Source organism: Catenuloplanes atrovinosus (genome assembly GCF_031458235.1).
Lineage (GTDB): Bacteria > Actinomycetota > Actinomycetes > Mycobacteriales > Micromonosporaceae > Catenuloplanes > Catenuloplanes atrovinosus.
This window is the reverse complement of record NZ_JAVDYB010000001.1, coordinates 8,621,899-8,638,385: the sequence shown is the minus strand read 5'-3', so window position 1 is coordinate 8,638,385 and position 16,487 is coordinate 8,621,899. Positions and strand designations below refer to the sequence as shown.

At 73.7% G+C, this 16,487-nt stretch carries 17 protein-coding genes; 7 read left to right on the top strand and 10 right to left on the bottom strand.

Annotated elements, in window-relative coordinates:
• Window positions 1-324: 324 nt before the first annotated feature.
• The gene (locus J2S41_RS38635; RefSeq protein WP_310376863.1) at window positions 325-1,359 is read right to left on the bottom strand and encodes an SIS domain-containing protein; all 1,035 of its coding nucleotides are present in this window, start codon (window positions 1,357-1,359) and stop codon (window positions 325-327) included.
• A gap of 278 nt (window positions 1,360-1,637) precedes the next feature.
• Here J2S41_RS38635 and J2S41_RS38630 point away from each other — a divergent pair, with 278 nt between their 5' ends.
• Window positions 1,638-3,416: a tetratricopeptide repeat protein gene (locus J2S41_RS38630; protein ID WP_310376861.1), complete on the top strand. Its 1,779-nt coding sequence runs from the start codon at window positions 1,638-1,640 to the stop codon at window positions 3,414-3,416.
• A gap of 1,108 nt (window positions 3,417-4,524) precedes the next feature.
• Here J2S41_RS38630 and J2S41_RS38625 read toward each other — a convergent pair.
• Window positions 4,525-4,740 carry a biotin/lipoyl-binding carrier protein gene (locus J2S41_RS38625; RefSeq protein ID WP_310375795.1) on the bottom strand — a complete coding sequence of 72 codons (216 nt, stop codon included), beginning with the start codon at window positions 4,738-4,740 and terminating at the stop codon, window positions 4,525-4,527.
• A gap of 174 nt (window positions 4,741-4,914) precedes the next feature.
• On the opposite strand from J2S41_RS38625, the gene J2S41_RS39995 reads away from it, so the two are divergent.
• Window positions 4,915-4,989, top strand: a complete 75-nt coding sequence (locus J2S41_RS39995) for a 50S ribosomal protein bL37 (RefSeq protein ID WP_369700219.1) — start codon at window positions 4,915-4,917, stop codon at window positions 4,987-4,989.
• Window positions 4,990-5,050: 61 nt separating this feature from the next.
• Here J2S41_RS39995 and J2S41_RS38615 read toward each other — a convergent pair whose 3' ends face one another.
• The 7 genes from J2S41_RS38615 to J2S41_RS38585 all read right to left on the bottom strand — a co-directional run bounded on the left by J2S41_RS38615 (window position 5,051) and on the right by J2S41_RS38585 (window position 9,832).
• Window positions 5,051-5,668: a TetR/AcrR family transcriptional regulator gene (locus J2S41_RS38615; protein ID WP_310375791.1), complete on the bottom strand. Its 618-nt coding sequence runs from the start codon at window positions 5,666-5,668 to the stop codon at window positions 5,051-5,053.
• Complete coding sequence (locus J2S41_RS38610; protein ID WP_310375789.1) at window positions 5,661-6,494, bottom strand: alpha/beta fold hydrolase; 834 nt, start codon at window positions 6,492-6,494, stop codon at window positions 5,661-5,663. Before J2S41_RS38610 ends, J2S41_RS38615 begins: the two co-directional genes overlap by 8 nt.
• A gap of 119 nt (window positions 6,495-6,613) precedes the next feature.
• Window positions 6,614-6,898 (bottom strand): mycothiol system anti-sigma-R factor, encoded by a 285-nt coding sequence (gene rsrA, locus J2S41_RS38605; RefSeq protein WP_310375787.1) that lies wholly within the window; start codon window positions 6,896-6,898, stop codon window positions 6,614-6,616.
• A gap of 4 nt (window positions 6,899-6,902) precedes the next feature.
• Window positions 6,903-7,715 carry a sigma-70 family RNA polymerase sigma factor gene (locus tag J2S41_RS38600; protein WP_310376859.1) on the bottom strand — a complete coding sequence of 271 codons (813 nt, stop codon included), beginning with the start codon at window positions 7,713-7,715 and terminating at the stop codon, window positions 6,903-6,905.
• A gap of 128 nt (window positions 7,716-7,843) precedes the next feature.
• Window positions 7,844-8,449, bottom strand: a complete 606-nt coding sequence (locus tag J2S41_RS38595; protein ID WP_310375785.1) for an alpha/beta hydrolase family protein — start codon at window positions 8,447-8,449, stop codon at window positions 7,844-7,846.
• A 49-nt stretch (window positions 8,450-8,498) separates the two neighbouring features.
• Window positions 8,499-8,915: a WhiB family transcriptional regulator gene (locus J2S41_RS38590; protein ID WP_310375783.1), complete on the bottom strand. Its 417-nt coding sequence runs from the start codon at window positions 8,913-8,915 to the stop codon at window positions 8,499-8,501.
• A 185-nt stretch (window positions 8,916-9,100) separates the two neighbouring features.
• Complete coding sequence (locus J2S41_RS38585; RefSeq protein ID WP_310376857.1) at window positions 9,101-9,832, bottom strand: SOS response-associated peptidase; 732 nt, start codon at window positions 9,830-9,832, stop codon at window positions 9,101-9,103.
• A 104-nt stretch (window positions 9,833-9,936) separates the two neighbouring features.
• Between J2S41_RS38585 and aroA the strand changes: the two genes are divergently transcribed.
• The 4 genes from aroA to J2S41_RS38565 all read left to right on the top strand — a co-directional run bounded on the left by aroA (window position 9,937) and on the right by J2S41_RS38565 (window position 14,162).
• Window positions 9,937-11,229: a 3-phosphoshikimate 1-carboxyvinyltransferase gene (aroA, locus tag J2S41_RS38580; RefSeq protein ID WP_310375781.1), complete on the top strand. Its 1,293-nt coding sequence runs from the start codon at window positions 9,937-9,939 to the stop codon at window positions 11,227-11,229.
• Between the two features lie 54 nt (window positions 11,230-11,283).
• On the top strand, window positions 11,284-12,279 hold the full coding sequence (rsgA, locus tag J2S41_RS38575; RefSeq protein WP_310376856.1) for a ribosome small subunit-dependent GTPase A: 996 nt from the start codon (window positions 11,284-11,286) through the stop codon (window positions 12,277-12,279).
• A 32-nt stretch (window positions 12,280-12,311) separates the two neighbouring features.
• The gene (gene hisN / locus J2S41_RS38570) at window positions 12,312-13,124 is read left to right on the top strand and encodes a histidinol-phosphatase (protein WP_310375779.1); all 813 of its coding nucleotides are present in this window, start codon (window positions 12,312-12,314) and stop codon (window positions 13,122-13,124) included.
• 141 nt (window positions 13,125-13,265) lie between these two features.
• The gene (locus J2S41_RS38565) at window positions 13,266-14,162 is read left to right on the top strand and encodes a hypothetical protein (RefSeq protein ID WP_310376854.1); all 897 of its coding nucleotides are present in this window, start codon (window positions 13,266-13,268) and stop codon (window positions 14,160-14,162) included.
• 1 nt (window position 14,163) lies between these two features.
• On the opposite strand, the gene J2S41_RS38560 is transcribed toward J2S41_RS38565, so the two are convergent.
• Window positions 14,164-15,330: a glycosyltransferase gene (locus J2S41_RS38560; RefSeq protein WP_310375777.1), complete on the bottom strand. Its 1,167-nt coding sequence runs from the start codon at window positions 15,328-15,330 to the stop codon at window positions 14,164-14,166.
• A gap of 159 nt (window positions 15,331-15,489) precedes the next feature.
• Here J2S41_RS38560 and J2S41_RS38555 point away from each other — a divergent pair, with 159 nt between their 5' ends.
• On the top strand, window positions 15,490-16,473 hold the full coding sequence (locus J2S41_RS38555) for an SDR family oxidoreductase (RefSeq protein WP_310375775.1): 984 nt from the start codon (window positions 15,490-15,492) through the stop codon (window positions 16,471-16,473).
• Window positions 16,474-16,487: the final 14 nt, after the last annotated feature.

Here is a 16,487-nt window from a genome sequence, read left to right as displayed (position 1 = left end):
TTCCACCCACGGCCCAGTCGCGACCAGAAGTTCACAAAGCCTTTCTTCCCGCTTCCGGCGTGGTCCCTCTCCGCATGCTCCCGCGGGCACCGGTCGTCGCAGAGCTCCTCCCTGCCGGTCCCGCACGGGGTCCGGCACGGCGAGACCGGCTCCGACGCGGCGGCGGAGCCGCCACGAGGTCGGCCCGAGCGAGCATGCGGGCCCCGGCCACCCGGAAGCGGGAAGACGCAAGACGTCGGGCTGCTCGCCTGGGTGCCCGGTGCCACGGCGGCGTGCCCGATGTCTCGGGACAGGGCGCCACGTCGAGCGCGGCGCCGTCATCCTTCAGAGGGTGGCGGTGACCTTCTTGAGGCCGCGAGGGGCGTCGGGGTCCTCGCCGCGGGCGACCGCGAGGGCGAGCGCGAGCTGCTGGGCCGGGAGGATGTCGAGCAGCGGGGCGTAGCGCTCGTCCAGGGCCGGGATGGCGATGCGGGCGGCGGCGCCGGGGACGTCGCCGGAGCCGATGGCGACCACGTCGGCCTTGCGCTCGGTGAGGCGGCCGAGGACCTCACTCATCGAGGCGCCGCCGGGGCCGGAGCCGACCACCGCGAGGACCGGCACGTCCGGGGCCGCCAGCGCCAGCGGGCCGTGCATCAGGTCGGCGCCGGAGAACGACAGCGACGGCAGGTAGCAGGTCTCCATCAGCTTGAGCGCGGCCTCGCGGGCGGTCGGGTACGCGTACCCCCGCCCGGTGGTCAGGATGCGCGCCGCGAAACGGTAGCGCGCCGCCAGCTCGGTGGCGGTGGGATCGGCGAGCACCCGCTCCGCGTGCGCGGGCAGCGCCGCCAGCGCGGCCCGCTCGTCCGCCGGGAGCGCGCCGTCGCCGGCCCGGACGCCCTCGATCAGCATGAGCAGCGCCTGGAGCTCCGCCGTGTACGACTTGGTGGCCGCGACCGCCCGCTCGTGCCCGGCCGCGACGTCGATGACGTGCTCCGCGGCCTCGCCGAGCGGCGAACCGGGCACATTGGTGACCGCGACCGTGAGCGCGCCGGACGCGCGCGCCACGCGCATCACCTCGGTCAGGTCGGGTGAGCCGCCGCTCTGGCTGACGCCGACGACCAGCGCCTGGGAGAGGTCGGGGCGGGCGCCGAACACGGTGATCGCGCTCGGCGAGGAGCTGCTGGCGGGCAGCCCGAGGCGGATCTCCGTCAGGTACGCCCCGTAGAGCGCGGCGTGGTCGGAGGTGCCGCGGGCCACGAACACCACGTGCCGCGGGCGGCGGGCCACGACCGCGGCCGCGACCGTGGCGATCGCGGTGGCGTGCGGCGTCTCGAGCAGGCGGGCGAAGCCGGCCGGCTGCTCCGCGATGTCGGTGGCCATCCCGGATCCGGGCTGCACCTCAGGCATGACGACTCCTCGCGCATCAGGTGATCGCTCTATGCTCAATGCTGCACGAAACAACGCCTATTCGCAACAGATCGCGCAACAGCGGCCGGGATGGATACGTCCGAGCCGCCGTGCCATAGGCTGCGGTTCTGGGGGAACGATCAACGACAGCTGGACACCCGGACATACGCCGTCGCAAGGGACATAAGGCTTTGACTGAGGGGATAGGCGACCCACGCCTCTCCGCGGAGGGCGAACTGGCTCTGGCCCGGATGGCGCTCGACGAGGCCGATTACGGGCACGCCGCGGACCACGTGGCCGGCGCGCTGGTGCACGCGCCCACCATGCCCGAGGTGCACGAGCTGCTGGCGAAGCTGGCGGCGCGCACCGGCGGCGCCCTCGACCTCTTCCCGCTCGCCGACCACGTGTACATCGGCGCCGTGGTCGCGCGCGGGCACCTGCTGGCCGCGGCCGGCAAGCCCGGCGAGGCGCTGGAACTGCTCGCGGCCGCCACCGGGCACCAGCCGACCGTGGACTGGGCCGGCGTGCCCTGGGTGGCCGACCCGGACCTGGCCACGCGCGTCGACCCGGACCAGCTCGCGCGCACGATAATGCAGGTCTGCGCGGGCGTGCCCGACCCGGTGCCGGACGAGCAGCGCGAGCCGCTCCGGCCGTACCTGCGGGTCGCCAAGCACGCCGCCGCCGCGCACCCCCGGCACGCGCTGCTGCTCGGCGCCGCGTCCGCGCTGGCCCGGCGGATGGGCGAGACCGCGATCGCGATCGACTGGGCGCAGCGCGGCGTGCGGGTGATGCCGTCCAAGCTCGGCGAGGTGTGGCTCGGGTATGCGTACCGCAGCGCCGGCCGCACCCGCGAGTCGATCGCCGCGCTGCGCCGCGCCGTCGCGCACGACCCGGCCGACCTCTCCGTGTACGCGGACATCGCCGGCACACTCGCCGACAACGGGCAGCTCGACGAGGCGATCCGCTGGATAGACGACGCACTGGCCCGGGACGCCGAGTTCGACTGCGCCGTGCACACCGCGCACCGGCTGCGCTACCGCCGCGACGGCAAACTGTCCCACCTCGTGGCGCTCGCCGACTTCCAACGGCACCACCCGGACGACTCGCACGAGCACACCGACCTGGCCGAATGCTGCCAGGACGTGCCCTGGCTGGGCCGGCTCCCGGCCGCGGGCGAGGCGGTGATCAACGTGTTGCGGCAGATGCTGGAGACCGAGGGCCCGATCACCGGCGGCCGGCTGCGGCTGAGCAACCTGGAGCCGCCGTCCGCGATGCGCACGGTCGGCGCCGCGCTACCGGACATGGCCGTGATGGTCGAGCGGGTGCCGGAGCCCGACATCCGCCTTCCCCGCCGTACCGGCGGACGATCGGTCTGGGAGTTCTTCGAGACGGACGCGATGCCCGCGCTGCGCGAGCCGTCCGATGCCGCGGTCGAGCGCATCCGCCAGCTCGCGCTGCCCGCCTGGCCACACCCGCAGTCCGCGTACGACGCCGCCGTCTCACTGGCGCTGCTGGACATGGACGACCTGCTCGCACTGCTGGTCCACCCGCCGGCCCCGCCCGCCACCGAACTCGGCACCGCACTCGCCGCCCACGATCCGTCACTCTGGGTCCGCAGCGTGCAGGTGTGGGCCTGCCTCGGCCTGCTGCACCACCGCACCGACGAGCCCTGGCGCACCAGCACCCGCCGCCGCGTCCTGCTCGACCTCGCCTGGGGCGTCGAGGACTGGATCACCGAGGCGGCCCTGTTCGCCCTGGTCACGGCCGCCTGGGTGACGCCGGAGGTCCGCGCGGACGTGGCCACGCTGGTGCGCGAGCGCCTGGCCGACATCGCCGAGGTGGTACGCCGGCGCCCGGTCACCATCGCCTGGTCCGTCGCGCAACTCGCCCTCGCCACCCCGGAACTCGACGCGAAGACGGAACTGGTGGCACGCACGATCATCGCGGCGGAACGGCCGGTGGAGGAGCCCCCGGCACCCCCGCAGCGCAAGGCCGGCTTCTGGCGGCGGCTGCTCGGCGGTCGCGGCTAGCGCGTGTCTGGTGGATCTCGTCGAGCCGAGGCGAGGTCCAGGTGTCGTCCGGGTGTGCGGCGCGGAAGTCCGCATACCGGTGTCGTATGTGGGCTTTCGCGACGTGCGGCCAGGCGGCGCCCGGGCCACGCCGCAGGCCGGCGAAGATCTACCAGACACGCCCTACGCTTCCACTCCCGGCGGCGACCCCTGACTTCGATATTCCCGCTTCCGGCGTGGTGCGGTCCGCATGCTCCCGCGGGCAAACCCCGCGGCGGCTCCGCCGCCGCTCCGACGCCGCATCGGAGCCGGTCCCGTCGCCGGTCACCCCACGCGACTTGCCCGGCCGCGTTGCCAGCCACGTCCCCGATCGCCTCGCACCTCACGGCCACCGGCCACCACATCCCACGCGACTCGCGCGGCCTGGATCATCCGGCGCGCCACCGGATGCACCTCCACCGTCTCCCACCACAGGTTCGCCGATCACCCACCCGACTCGCACGGCCGGGTTTCCCCGCCACGCCGCCGGATGCGACCGCACCACCTCGCGGCGGCCAACGGCCCACCACCCCACGCCGCGACTCGCGACTCGCGGGGCGCGGGGCGCGGGGCGCGGGGCCACACCGCCGGATGCGACCGCACCACCTCGCGAGACCTGACCGAAATATCGTGATATAGCGGCCTCTTCACTGCGGGTATCGGCGACTAAAGATACGTAGAGCACGTAATAGGCGGCTCCACACGTGCTCTACGTATCTCTCACCAGTGGATCATTCGCGCGGACCGCTGACGATCAGGGTCTCGGCGCCAACGGGACTGCCGGCAGACGGGCCACCAGAGGCCAGCCCACCGCCGCCGGGGGCGGCACCCGCCGGAATCGGGGTGAGTGGGTCGCGGAAGGGTAGCAACCGGGAGTTGCGGCTGCCGTCGGGAGGCGGCAGCCGCTGGGGTGGGGTGAGTGGGTCGCGGGAAGGGTGGCAACCGGGAGTTGCGGCTGCCGTCGGGAGGCGGCAGCCGCTGGGGTGGGGTGAGTGGTTGCGGGACGTGCAGGGAGGAGCCCTGCGACGACCGGTGCCCGCGGGAGCGTGCGGACCGCGACCACGCCGGAAGTGGGAAAATCTGGGATTTTCTAGCCGATGACCGCGATCAGGTCGCCCTCCTGGACCACGTCGCCCTCGTGGACGGCGACGCGGGTCAGGGTGCCGTCGGCCTCGGCGACCACAGGGATCTCCATTTTCATCGACTCCAGGATGACCAGGGTGTCGCCCTCGGCCACGGTGTCGCCCTCGCTCGCCACGACCTTCCAGACGTTGGCGACCATTTCGGCGTGAATCTCCTCGGACATCGCTCGCGGTCCCTCCCTCGTCGCGCCTCGTTACCCTGCATCCAATCATGACGCGGGCGCTCGCAGGCCGGGCTCGCTGGGCGATTAGCATCAGCGGTGGATCAGATCGCCGTGTCGCGGGCCCGTGTGGGCGGGTGGAGCGCGCGGCGCACCGACGAGTGGAAGGACGCGGCCATGGCGAAGAAGGCCCGCAAGAAGAAGGCCCGTAAGAAGAGCGGCGCGAACCACGGCAAGCGCCCCAACAGCTGACCAGCCGGCGCGAAGGCCGCCGTTCCGGGCATCACGGTGCCGGGCGGCGGCTTTTTCGCGTTCAGGGAGGCGTGCGGTGGGTGAGGGGCGGGCCGTCCCGGTCGGCGGGGAGCGAGTCGTGCTCGGCCCGCAGGCCGGCAATCAGCGTCTCGACCAGGAAGTCGAAGCTGCGGTCGAGGTCGCGGCGCAGTCCGAAGCCGCCGGAGGACTCCAGCATGGCGAAGCCGTGCAGGGCGGAGCGCAGCGCGCGGGCGGCGTCGGTGACCCGAGGGCCGGTGAGGTCGAAGCCGGACAGCACGTCGTAGAGGACCTGCAGGGTGTCGTTGGACAAGCGGAGGTGCTCCTCGTCGTCGTCCGCGGGCGCCCGGACGCCGGCGTCGTAGCGGCCGCGGTGGTCGACGGCCCAGCGGCGCCAGGCCCGGGCGAAGGTCCGGACCGCGTCCGGGCCGGAGCGGCCGGCGGTGGCCCGGGCGAGCACGGCGGTGAGCTCGGTCTGGGCCCGGATGGCGATGCCGCGGTGCAGCGCGTCCAGCGAGTCGACGTGCTTGTAGAGCGAGGGGGTCCGGACGCCGACCCGCTCGGCCAGCAGCGCCATGGTGAGCCCGGCCAAGCCGACCTCGTCGGCGAGCGCCGCGCCGGCCGCCACCACGGTGTCCCGGTCCAGGCCGGCCCTAGGCACGGACCGACCCGAGGAACGACAGGATCATGGTGACCACCTCCGCGGGGTACTGAGCGTGCGGGTAGTGACCCGCGCCGTCGATCATCTCAAGGCGGCCCAGGCCGGACGGGAGCGCGGCCACGACGGCCTCTCCCTCGGCGCGCGGCGAGGCCCAGTCCGGGTCGAGCGTGCCCTCGACGACCAGCACCGGGCAGCGGACGTTGGCGAGCTGGGCGCCGGCGTCGACCGGGGGTGTCTGACCCATCCGCCGCAACGCCGTCATCCGGCCCGGCTCGCGCAGCATCGCCTCGATCCGGGCCATGCTCGCGTCCCAGTCGGCCGGTCGGCGGCCGGGGTAGGCGACCTCCAGGTAGCGCCGCCACTGCCGGGCGCTGCCGAACAGCGCGGTGCCGAGCAGGCCGACCAGGCCGCGGCGGAACCGGGGCACGGCCAGGTCGCCCAGCTTGTACGACTGCTTGCGGGTGAACGGGGCCAGCTCGACCACGGCGGTGACCAACTCGGGCGCGGTCGCGGCCGCGATGGTGGCCGCGCCGCCGGAGATGGAGTGGCCGACCAGCACGGCCGGGCCGCCCAGGTGCCGGATCAGCGCTATCAGGTCGCCGGCGATGTCGGTGCGCGAATAGGACGGCCACCGGGCGCTGGACTCGCCGCAGCCGCGCAGGTCCACGGCCGCGACCCGGTATCCGGCCCGGGCCAGCTCGGGGACGACGAAACGGTATGCGTCGCGGCTGTCGCCCATGCCGTGCGCGAGCACGATCAGCGGGCCGGACGCGCCGGTCACCTGGTAGGCGAGCGTGCCGCCGTCGACGGTGAGGAACTCGGTCATGACGACCTCCACGGTTGGCTAAGTTCGTTAGCTTTAAGCTAATCCGATTAGCCAGCCGTGTCAAGCGGGCACGAAAAAAGCGGCACCCGTCACCGGGTGCCGCTTCTCGAATCGGGTGGTCAGTCGGGCAGGTACTCCCGGGTGCCGGCCTCCACGACCAGCTCGCTGAGCTTCGAGCGCAGCCGCGCGCGCAGCTCCTCCGGCGCGGTCTCGTCGCCGCAGCAGCGGGACACCAGCGCCTTCACCTCCTGCTCGATGCCGAACTCGCGCAGGCAGGGCGAGCACTCGTCCAGGTGCTCGCGGATCACCTCGCGTCGTTCGTCGGCGCACTCCAGGTCGAGGTACAGGTACACCTCGCCGAGCACCTCGTCGCAGTCCGTCTCGTGTGGCTCGCCGCAACTCACCGCGTCACACCTCCTGCGCTGCCGCCGACTCGGGGGCCCGGTTGAAACCCCGGTCCGCAGCGTAGCGCTCCAGCAGCTTGCGGAGGTTACGCCGGCCACGGTGCAGCCGGGACATCACGGTGCCGATCGGCGTGCCCATGATGTCCGCGATCTCCTTGTAGGAGAAGCCCTCCACGTCGGCGAGGTAGACGGCGAGCCGGAACTCCTCGGGGAGTTGCTGCAGCGCGTCCTTGATGTCGCTGTCGGGCAGCCGCTCCAGCGCCTCGGTCTCGGCCGACTTCAGCCCGCTGGAGCTGTGCGACTCCGCCTCGGCGAGCTGCCAGTCCGTGATCTCCTCGGTCGGCGCCTGGATCGGCTGACGCTGCCGGCGACGGTACGAGTTGATGTACGTGTTCGTGAGGATGCGGTAGAGCCACGCCTTGAGGTTGGTGCCCTCCTCGAACTGGTGGAAGGCGGCGAACGCCTTCAGGAACGTCTCCTGCACCAGATCCTCGGCGTCCGCCGGGTTGCGCGTCATGCGCAGGCCCGCCGCGTACAACTGGTCGACGAACGGCATGGCGTCGCGCTCGAAGCGCGCGCGCCGTTCCTCGGCTGTCTCCGCTCGGGTCACCCGTTCGTCTCCCCTCCGCTGTCCCGCAGAGGATACGTGGAGTGCCCCGCCGATGGTTTCGGAAACGTCCGGTGTCAGGTGTGTCACCCGACTGGTAGTCGTCAACACAGACAATTTGCCCCGATCTTCGGCTTCGGTCGGCGCCGCGGGCCACTCGGGACCGTTCAGCAGCGCCCTGACGCGCTCGGCGCCGGGACCGGATGACATCCGGCCCGGGTCGCGTACTGCGGATCGCACGAGATCCACCCCTTCCGCTCGTTGCCTTCCGGGGGCTGTAACCACGAGCCGGGGTTCAACATTCCACAGAGCATCCGGGGTACGACGTGAGCCGTGGCTCAGTTCGTCCAGCCTCGTCGGCGCAGCCAGTCGACGACCTCGGCCGCGATGCCGGCCGGGTCGCGCTTGAGGTCGTGGGTCTCACCGGGGCGCACCACCACCTCCACCGTGCCGCCCGCGGTGGGCACGCCGAACGCGTCCCGGTCGCCGTTGACCACCAGCGTGGGTAGCCCGGTGGCCAGCTCCGGCGCCCGCGTCCTCTCCGGCTTCCCGGGTGGGTGCAGCGGGAACGCGAGCGCCACGATCGCCGCGGCGCCGAGCTCACGCGCGGTGCGGCAGGCGACCCGGGCACCGCTGGACCGGCCGCCGAGCAGCAGCGGGACGGGGTGTTCCGCATGCAGCCGGCGGACGACCTCGATGAACGCCTCGTCGAGGTGACCGGCGGGCGCGGGGGCGCGGCGGCCGGCCACCCGGTACGGCTGGGTGACGCGCGCGACGAGCACCCCGGCCGCGCGGGCGGCATCGCGGAGCGCCACCAGGTCGGGCGCGTCCACGCCGCCACCCGCGCCGTGGCCCAGCACCAGCAGGCTCACGGGCGCGGCCGGCGGACGGTCGACGTCCACCCCGGCCGGCCCGCGAGCCGTACCGATCACGATCTCGCTCATGCCTCGATCTTCCCCCGCGCGCCCCACGCGAGGAGATCGGTCCGGGCGGTCACCGCCCGGCCGGCACCAGCCTCAGCAACCTGTCCCGCACCGGGGGCCCGTCCAGCACGATCTCCGCGGCGACCTGATCACCCTGCCCGCCGGCGCCGGTGGCCTGCTCCTGCCAGACGCGAAGCATGGCCCGGCGCTCGCGCGGCGTGGTGCCGCCCCAGACCCCATGGCAGTCACCCACCTCCAGCGCCCAGGCCAGGCAGGCGCCCTGCACCTCGCAGGAGCCGCACATGGCGATGGCGGCGTCGGCCGGCTCGTTAGGAGCCGGGAAGAACGTCTCCGGATCGACGCTCTGGCAGACCCCCCTGGTCCGCCACGCCTCGTCCAGGCGTCGCTCGGCGAGGGCACGCAGCAGTCGCGGATCCTTGCGAGCTGCGGCGACCTCTTGCGGGCGTGGCATGCGCGCCCGTGTCATTCACCCACCTCCCCCGTGGGGCTGGCAATGTTTTCTTGGTATGGCGCGACCACACCGAAACCACAATCGCGCCAACCGCCGGCGCTGTGTTCTACCGCACTTCGCGGAGGGCAGGCAAGAGTTTCTATCGAATATCGGGGAATTGCTCACATCTTTTTACAAAGAAGTGGTCCACAAAGCATCGCTCAGAAGAGTGTCAATGTCGCCGGATCGTCCGGTGGGGGACGAAGCGCATCGGCTTGAATCGGTGCAATGAGTTCAGGACCGTCATTCCGGACGTTGCCCACGGCGGGGCCGACCGGCCGCAATTCCAGCCCGGCGAGGTAGTCGTCGGGTGGCGGCGCGAGCAGCACCTCCTCGTCCGCGCCCTCGCCGAGCCAGGCGTCCCACCGGTCCGGCGGCAGCACCAGCGGCATCCGGTCGTGCACGGCGGTGAGCGTGGCGCGCGCGGCCGTGGTAACGATGCTGCAGGTCAGAAGCTTGTCGTCACCCTCGCCCCAGACCGTCCACAGTCCGGCGAAGGCCAGCTCGCCGCCGTCCGCCGGCGTCATGTAGTACGCCTGCTTGCGCGTGCCGCCACCCGCCGGCGCGGTCCACTCGAACCAGCCGTCGGCCGGCACCAGACAGCGGCGGCGCGCGAACGACGGCGCGAACGCCCGCGACGTCGCGACCGTCTCGGCGCGCGCATTGATCATGCGGGCGCCGGCGCGCACGTCCTTGGCCCACGGCGGCAGCAGGCCCCATCTCGCGGTCTGCAGAACGCGGCGCTCACGCCGGTGCGAGACGCGCACGATCGGCACCGGATCAGTCGGCGCAACATTGAATCGCGCGGTAATCGGCATTTCGGTCTCGTCCTCGGCACCGAATAGCGCGCCGAGATCGACGGAACTCCGGGTGGTCGCATACCTGCCGCACATGAGGTCCACGCTACGCCGGGGGTACGACATGCCGGCCGGATACGCGCTTCCCGCTCAGCGAGAGAGCGACGGAGGGCAATGGACGGACACGTCAGACTGTGACGGTGGCGAAACCTACAGTTACCCAGCCGTGGCGGGCGCCCACCGCGGCCGGCCCGGTCGGCGCCGTCGTCCACCTGCCCGGGTCCAAGTCCGTGACCAACCGCGCGCTCGTGCTCGGCGCGCTCGCGACCGGCCCGTCCACGCTGGCCGCGCCGCTGCTGGCCCGGGACAGCGCGCTGATGGTGGCCGGGCTGCGGGCGCTCGGCGCGCACGTCTCCACCGCCGCGGACGACCGCTGGGTGGTCCGCCCCGGCCCGCTGCACGCGGCCGGCCACATCGACGTGGGCGTGGCCGGCACCGTCATGCGGTTCCTGCCACCGGTCGCGGGCCTGGCGGCCGGGGTGGCCACGTTCGACGGCGACCCGCTCGCCCGGCGGCGCCCGCTCGGCCCGCTCATCCAGGCGCTGCGCGCGATCGGCGTACGGGTGGAGGGCGCCCCCGGCGGCGTGCTGCCGCTGACCGTGCACGGCACCGGCGAGGTGCACGGCGGCGAGGTGGTGATCGACGCGTCCGCCTCCAGCCAGCTCGTCTCCGGGCTGCTGCTGGCCGGCCCGCGGTTCGCGCGCGGCATCACGGTGCGGCACCTCGGCCCGCCGGTCCCGGCCGCGCCGCACCTGCGGATGACCGTGGCGATGCTGCGCTCGGCCGGCGCCGGCGTGGACGACGCCACACCGGACGTGTGGAGCGTCGCGCCGGGCCGGCTGTCCGGGCGCGGCTGGGAGATCGAGCCGGACCTGTCCAGCGCGCTGCCGTTCTTCGCGGCAGCGCTGGTGACCGGCGGCGAGGTGGTGCTGCCCGGCTGGCCGCGCAGCAGCATGCAGCCGGTCGAGCAGCTGCGTGGGCTGCTGCGGCGGATGGGCGCGGACGTACGGCTCGGCACCGGCGGCCTGACCGTGCGCGGCACCGGCCGGGTGCACGGGCTGGACGCGGACCTCTCCGGGCTGAGCGAGCTGGCGCCGGTGCTGGCCGCGGTGGCCGCGCTCGCGGACTCGCCGAGCACGCTGCGCGGCATCGGGCACATCCGCGGCCACGAGACCGACCGGCTCGCGGTGCTGGCCCGCGCGCTCGGGGCGGTCGGCGCGCACGTCACCGAGCTGGCCGACGGGCTGCGGATCGCGCCCCGGCCGCTGCGCGGCGGCGTGGTCGACACCGACCGCGACCACCGGATGGCGCACGCGGCCGCGGTCATCGGCCTGGCGGTCCCCGGCGTGGAACTGAGCGACGTAGCGTGTACCTCGAAGACGCTGCCCGACTTCCCGGCACTATGGTCGGCGATGGTCGAGGATGTTCGATAGAGGAGGACCGCACTGGCCGGCAAGCGGCGGGAGTACGACGAGGACGACGTCCGCATCCGACCGGGCAGGTCGTCGCGCCCCCGCACCCGTACCCGTCCGAAGCACGAGGACGCGATCGAGGGGTTCGTGGTCGCGGTCGACCGGGGCCGCTACACCTGCATGGTCGACGACGAGCCGGTGACCGCGATGCGCGCCCGCGAGCTGGGCCGCAAGTCGGTGGTCGTGGGCGACCGGGTGGGGCTGGTCGGCGACGTCTCCGGCAGCGCCGGCTCGCTCGCCCGGATCGTCCGGATCGAGGAGCGCACCTCGGTGCTGCGCCGCACCGCGGACGACGACGACACCACCGCCGAGGGCCGCCTGGAGCGGGTCGTGGTGGCGAACGCGGACCAGTTGGTGATCGTGAGCGCGCTGGCCGACCCGCCGCCGCGGACCGGGTTCATCGACCGGTGCCTGGTCGCGGCGTACGACGCGGACATCACGCCGCTGCTCTGCCTCACCAAGGCGGACCTGGCCGGGCCCGAGGAGGTGCTCGGCTACTACGCGGAGCTGGACCTGCCGTACGTGCTCTCCGCGCCGGACGGCGACCTGAGCGCGCTGCGCGAGGTGCTGGCCGGGCGCGTCTCGGTGATGGTGGGCCACTCCGGCGTGGGCAAGTCCACGCTGGTGAACCGGCTGGTGCCGGACGCGGACCGGGCGGTCGGCGTGGTCAGCGCGGTCGGCAAGGGCCGGCACACCTCCACCAGCGCGGTCGCGCTGCGGCTCCCCACGCGGCGCAGGGAAGATCCGGGCTGGATCGTCGACACGCCCGGCGTCCGCAGCTTCGGCCTGGCGCTGGTCTCCGCGGAGAGCCTGCTGCACGGCTTCCCGGACCTGATCGACGGCACCGTCGAGTGCCCGCCGAACTGCGAGCACACGGAGGGCGACCCGGAGTGCGCGCTGCCCGCCTGGGTGGCGGCCGGGCACGCGGACGCGCGGCGGCTGGAGTCGTACCGGCGGCTGCTGGCCTCCCGATCCGGCGGCGACGGGCTGGAAGGGCCCGACCGAGGTTAGCCCACTCGGTGTGATCGGCTAGTTTTTCCGCCATGGCCAGCTATGCCGACGATCTCTCGCTCGCCCACGTGCTCGCCGACACCGCGGACTCCATCTCGATGGCCCGGTTCCGGGCGCTGGACCTGCACGTGGAGGCCAAACCCGACCTCACGCCGGTCTCCGACGCGGACACCGCGGTGGAGAAGGCGATCCGCGCCACGCTGGCCCGCACCCGGTCCCGGGACGCGGTGCTCGGCGAGGAGTACGGCCAGACCGAGGCCGCGGTCGGCATAGGCACCCGGCGCTGGGTCATCGACCCGATCGACGGCACCAAGAACTTCATCCGCGGCGTCCCGGTCTGGGCCACGCTGATCGCGCTGATGGAGGGCGACACGCCGGTGGTCGGACTGGTCTCCGCGCCCGCGCTGGGCCGGCGCTGGTGGGCCGCGACCGGGCACGGCGCGTTCGCCGGCAAGCACACCGCCGCGGCCACGCCGATCCGGGTCTCCGGCGTCGGCCGGCTGAGCGACGCGAGCTTCTGCTACTCCGACCTGATGGGGTGGGAGGAGTCCGGCCGGCTCGCCCCGATGCTGGACATCATGCGCCAGACCTGGCGGAACCGGGCGTACGGCGACTTCTACGGCTACATGCTGGTGGCCGAGGGCGCGGTGGAGGCGATGGTCGAGCCGGAGCTGTCGCTCTGGGACGTCGCCGCGCTGGTCCCGATCGTGACCGAGGCCGGCGGCCGGTTCACGGATCTCACCGGGCGGCCCGGCCCGGGCGGCGGCAGCGCGGTCGCCACGAACGGGCGCCTGCACACCGAGGTGCTCGAACGGCTCACCTCCTCCGGCATCCGCGCGTTGTGAACCTCTTCGTAACGGTACGACCACCCGGTTGAAAGATCACCCGGTTAAGGTCCACCAGTTGCCCCGGTGCAACTGCGGCGGCCCCCTGGCGCGGTCTATCCTCGCCAGGTGATGTCGGCTGGATGGTGGTTCCTGGGCGCGATGATCATCGCGTACGGCGTCTCCAACCTGCTTCAATCCATCGCGGCGACCCGGACGACCGTGCACCACACGTTCGACCCCGGGCTGCTGTTGAGGCTGGCCGGTCACCGGGCATACCTCGTCGGACTGGGTTGTCAGGTGCTCGGATTCGTGCTCGCCTTCCTGGCCCGCAGCGACCTGCCGCTGTTCCTGGTGCAGTCGGCCGTCGCGGCCGGGCTCGGGGTGACCGCGGTGCTCGGCGTCGTGCTGCTCAAGTGGCGGCTGCCCATGGCCGAGATCGCGCTGATCACCGTGCTGTTCGGCGGCATCGTCGCGCTGGTCGTGGCCGCGCGCCCGGCGCCCGCCCGGCCGCTGCCGATGTCCGGCGTGATCGCGCTCGGCGTGGCCGTGCTGGTGCTCGGGTTCCTCGGCGTGTTCGCGGTCCGGCTCCGTGGCGCGCCCGGCTCGGTGGTGCTCGGCTCGCTGGCCGGCATCGCGTTCTCCGCCGCCGCGGTCGCGGCCCGGCCGCTCGCCTCCGCCCACTCGGTGGTCGGCCTGCTCAGCGACCCGCTGCTCTACCTCCTGATCGCCCACTCGATCGTCGGACAGCTGCTGCTCGGCATGGCCATGCAACGCGGCTCCACCACGGCCGCGGTGGCCGCGATGGACGCGGCCGGCGCGGTGCCGGCCGCGGTGGTCGGCCTGCTGCTGCTCGGCGACCGGATCTGGCCGGGCCGCGAGTGGCTGGCCACGCTCGGGTTCGTGGTCACGCTGCTCGCGGTGATCGGCCTGACCCGGTACGCCGAGCCACAGCACCACCATGAGACCGCACCGGCACGGCGCCGGGTCACGCCGCCGCCCGCGCCGCCGGGAAAGTACGTGCCCCTCACGGTCGGCTCGGAGCGGTCTCGGAGTTAGCTCAGGCCGGCACCGCCTGCGGGGTCAGCAGGCGCTCGTAGACGGCCTCCAGCGCGGACGCGGTGCGCTCCCAGGTGTAGCGGCACCGCACCCGGTCCACGGCCGCGTCGCCGAACGCGGTGCGCTGCACCTTCCGGCTCATCAGCTCGCGCAGCGCGGACCCGGTGGCGCGCACGTCGCCGGGCTTCACCAGCCGGCCGGTGACCTCGTCCACCACGCTCTCCGCGATGCCGCCCAGCGCGTAGCCGACCACCGGCACGCCGCACGCCATCGCCTCGACCGGGACGGCGCCGCTCGGCGCGGTGCGGGGCGTGCAGGCCACCACGTCCGCGGAGCGGTACCAGCGGGCCATCCGCTCGTGCGGCACCGCGCCGACGATCCGCACCCGGTCCTCCACGCGGCTGCGCCGGGCCAGTTCGCCCAGCGCGCGCACCACGTCGCCGTGGCCGTCCCCGCCCGCGTCGCCGATGATCACCAATTCCGCCCCGGGTACGTACCGCAGCGCCCTGATCAGGTGATCCTGACCGTGCCCGGGCCCGAGCCCGACCGAGACGATGCGCTCCATGCCGCCGGTCCGGGCCTCCGCCTCGCCGTCCGGCTGGAACATCGCGGTGTCGACGCCGGACGGGATCAGCGCGACCGAGGCGCGCGGCGCGCCCAGCCGGGTGAGCTCGTCCGCCTCGTCCGGGGACTGCGCGACCGTCACGTCCGCCGCCCGGGTGAGCACCCGCTCCATCGCGATGCGCTCGCCGAGGCAGGCGTCCGGCTTGCCGAGCCGCCGCTGCGCGGAGCCGACCGAGTAGAACGTCTGGACCATCGGCAGCCCGGAGCCGCGGGCCGCGGTGGCGGCCGCCAGCCCGCCGAGCCAGTAGTGGCCGTGCACGACGTCCGGGACCCAGCCGCTGGACCACCGGTCGGCCAGCCGGCGGCCCACGCCGGCCAACTGCGCGACGAAGCGGCCGGCCGGCCCCTGGCCCTGGGGCGCGGGCGGCGAGACGCGGTGCACGGCGTACCCGGACTCGGTGAAGACCTCATCGCCGGCGGCCGGCCCGGAGCCGCGGCACTCGAAGATTCGGACGTCGTGGCCGAGCGCGGCCAGTTCGGCCGCCACCCTGGACGTGCCCGCCTCCATGGGACGGGCATTGGCCCTGATCAGGCCCACACGCATCGCTCACCTCCGCTGTTTCGACATACGGACACCAGAAAACCAGCCGCCGGCAGGGTGACGTACAGCTGAGAGAGCCGGTCACTGCTTAACCCGGCGGGGCGGTCGCAAAACCTCACCCGGTTCCGGATAGCCGCGGGCGCCGCTGGGTACGCGGGCGACATGCCCCTCAGCAGACCGCTCTCCCAGTCGACGATCGTGATCACCGGAGCGTCCGGCGGCATCGGCGCGGCCACCGCCCGCGCGCTCGCCGGGCGCGGCGCGTCCGTGGTGCTGGCCGCGCGCGGTACGGACGCGCTCGGCCGGGTGGCGGAGGACTGCCGGGCGGCCGGCGGGCGGGCGCTGGCGGTGCCGACCGACGTCACCGACCCGGCCGCGGTCGCGGACCTGGCCACCCGCGCGGCGGCCTCGGCCGGGCGGATCGACGGGTGGGTGAACAACGCCACCGAGGCCGCGTACGGGCTGCTCGGCGACGTGCCGCCGGAGGAGTTCCGCCGGGTGGTGGAGGTCAACCTGCTGGGCACCGCGTACGGCATGCGGGCCGCGCTGCCGCACCTGCGCGCGGCCGGCGGCGGCGTGATCGTCAACAACGCGTCCGTGCTGGCCGAGGTCACGATGCCGTACATGTCGTCGTACAACGCGGCCAAGCACGGCGTGCGCGGGCTGTCCGACACCGTGCGGCAGGAGCTGCGGCACGAGCCGTGGGGGCGGCGGATCTCGGTCTGCACGGTGCTGCCCGCCACCATCGACACGCCGTTCTTCGCACATGCCGCGAATCACTCCGGACGCGAGCCGACGCCACCGCCGCCGGTCTACCCGCCCGGGGTGGTCGCCCGCGCGATCGTCCGGATGCTGGAGCACCCGCGCCGGGAGACGTACGCGGGACTGGCCGCGGCGCTGCTCGGGTACCAGTGGCGGCTGATGCCGGGGATCACCGAGCGGGTGCTCGGCGCGTACGGCGCGCGGACCGCGGTGGGCCGCCGGGGCGCGCCGGACACCACCGGCAACCTGACCGGCAGCCGGGCCACCGGGGAGGAGCGCGGCGGGTGGCACGGGCGGACCCGGATGCTGCTCCGGGCCGGCGCGGCCACCGGCCTGGCCGTCGGCGCGGCGGCGATCCTGACCGCGCGGCGCCGCGCTCGCTGAGTCGCGGCGCAGTA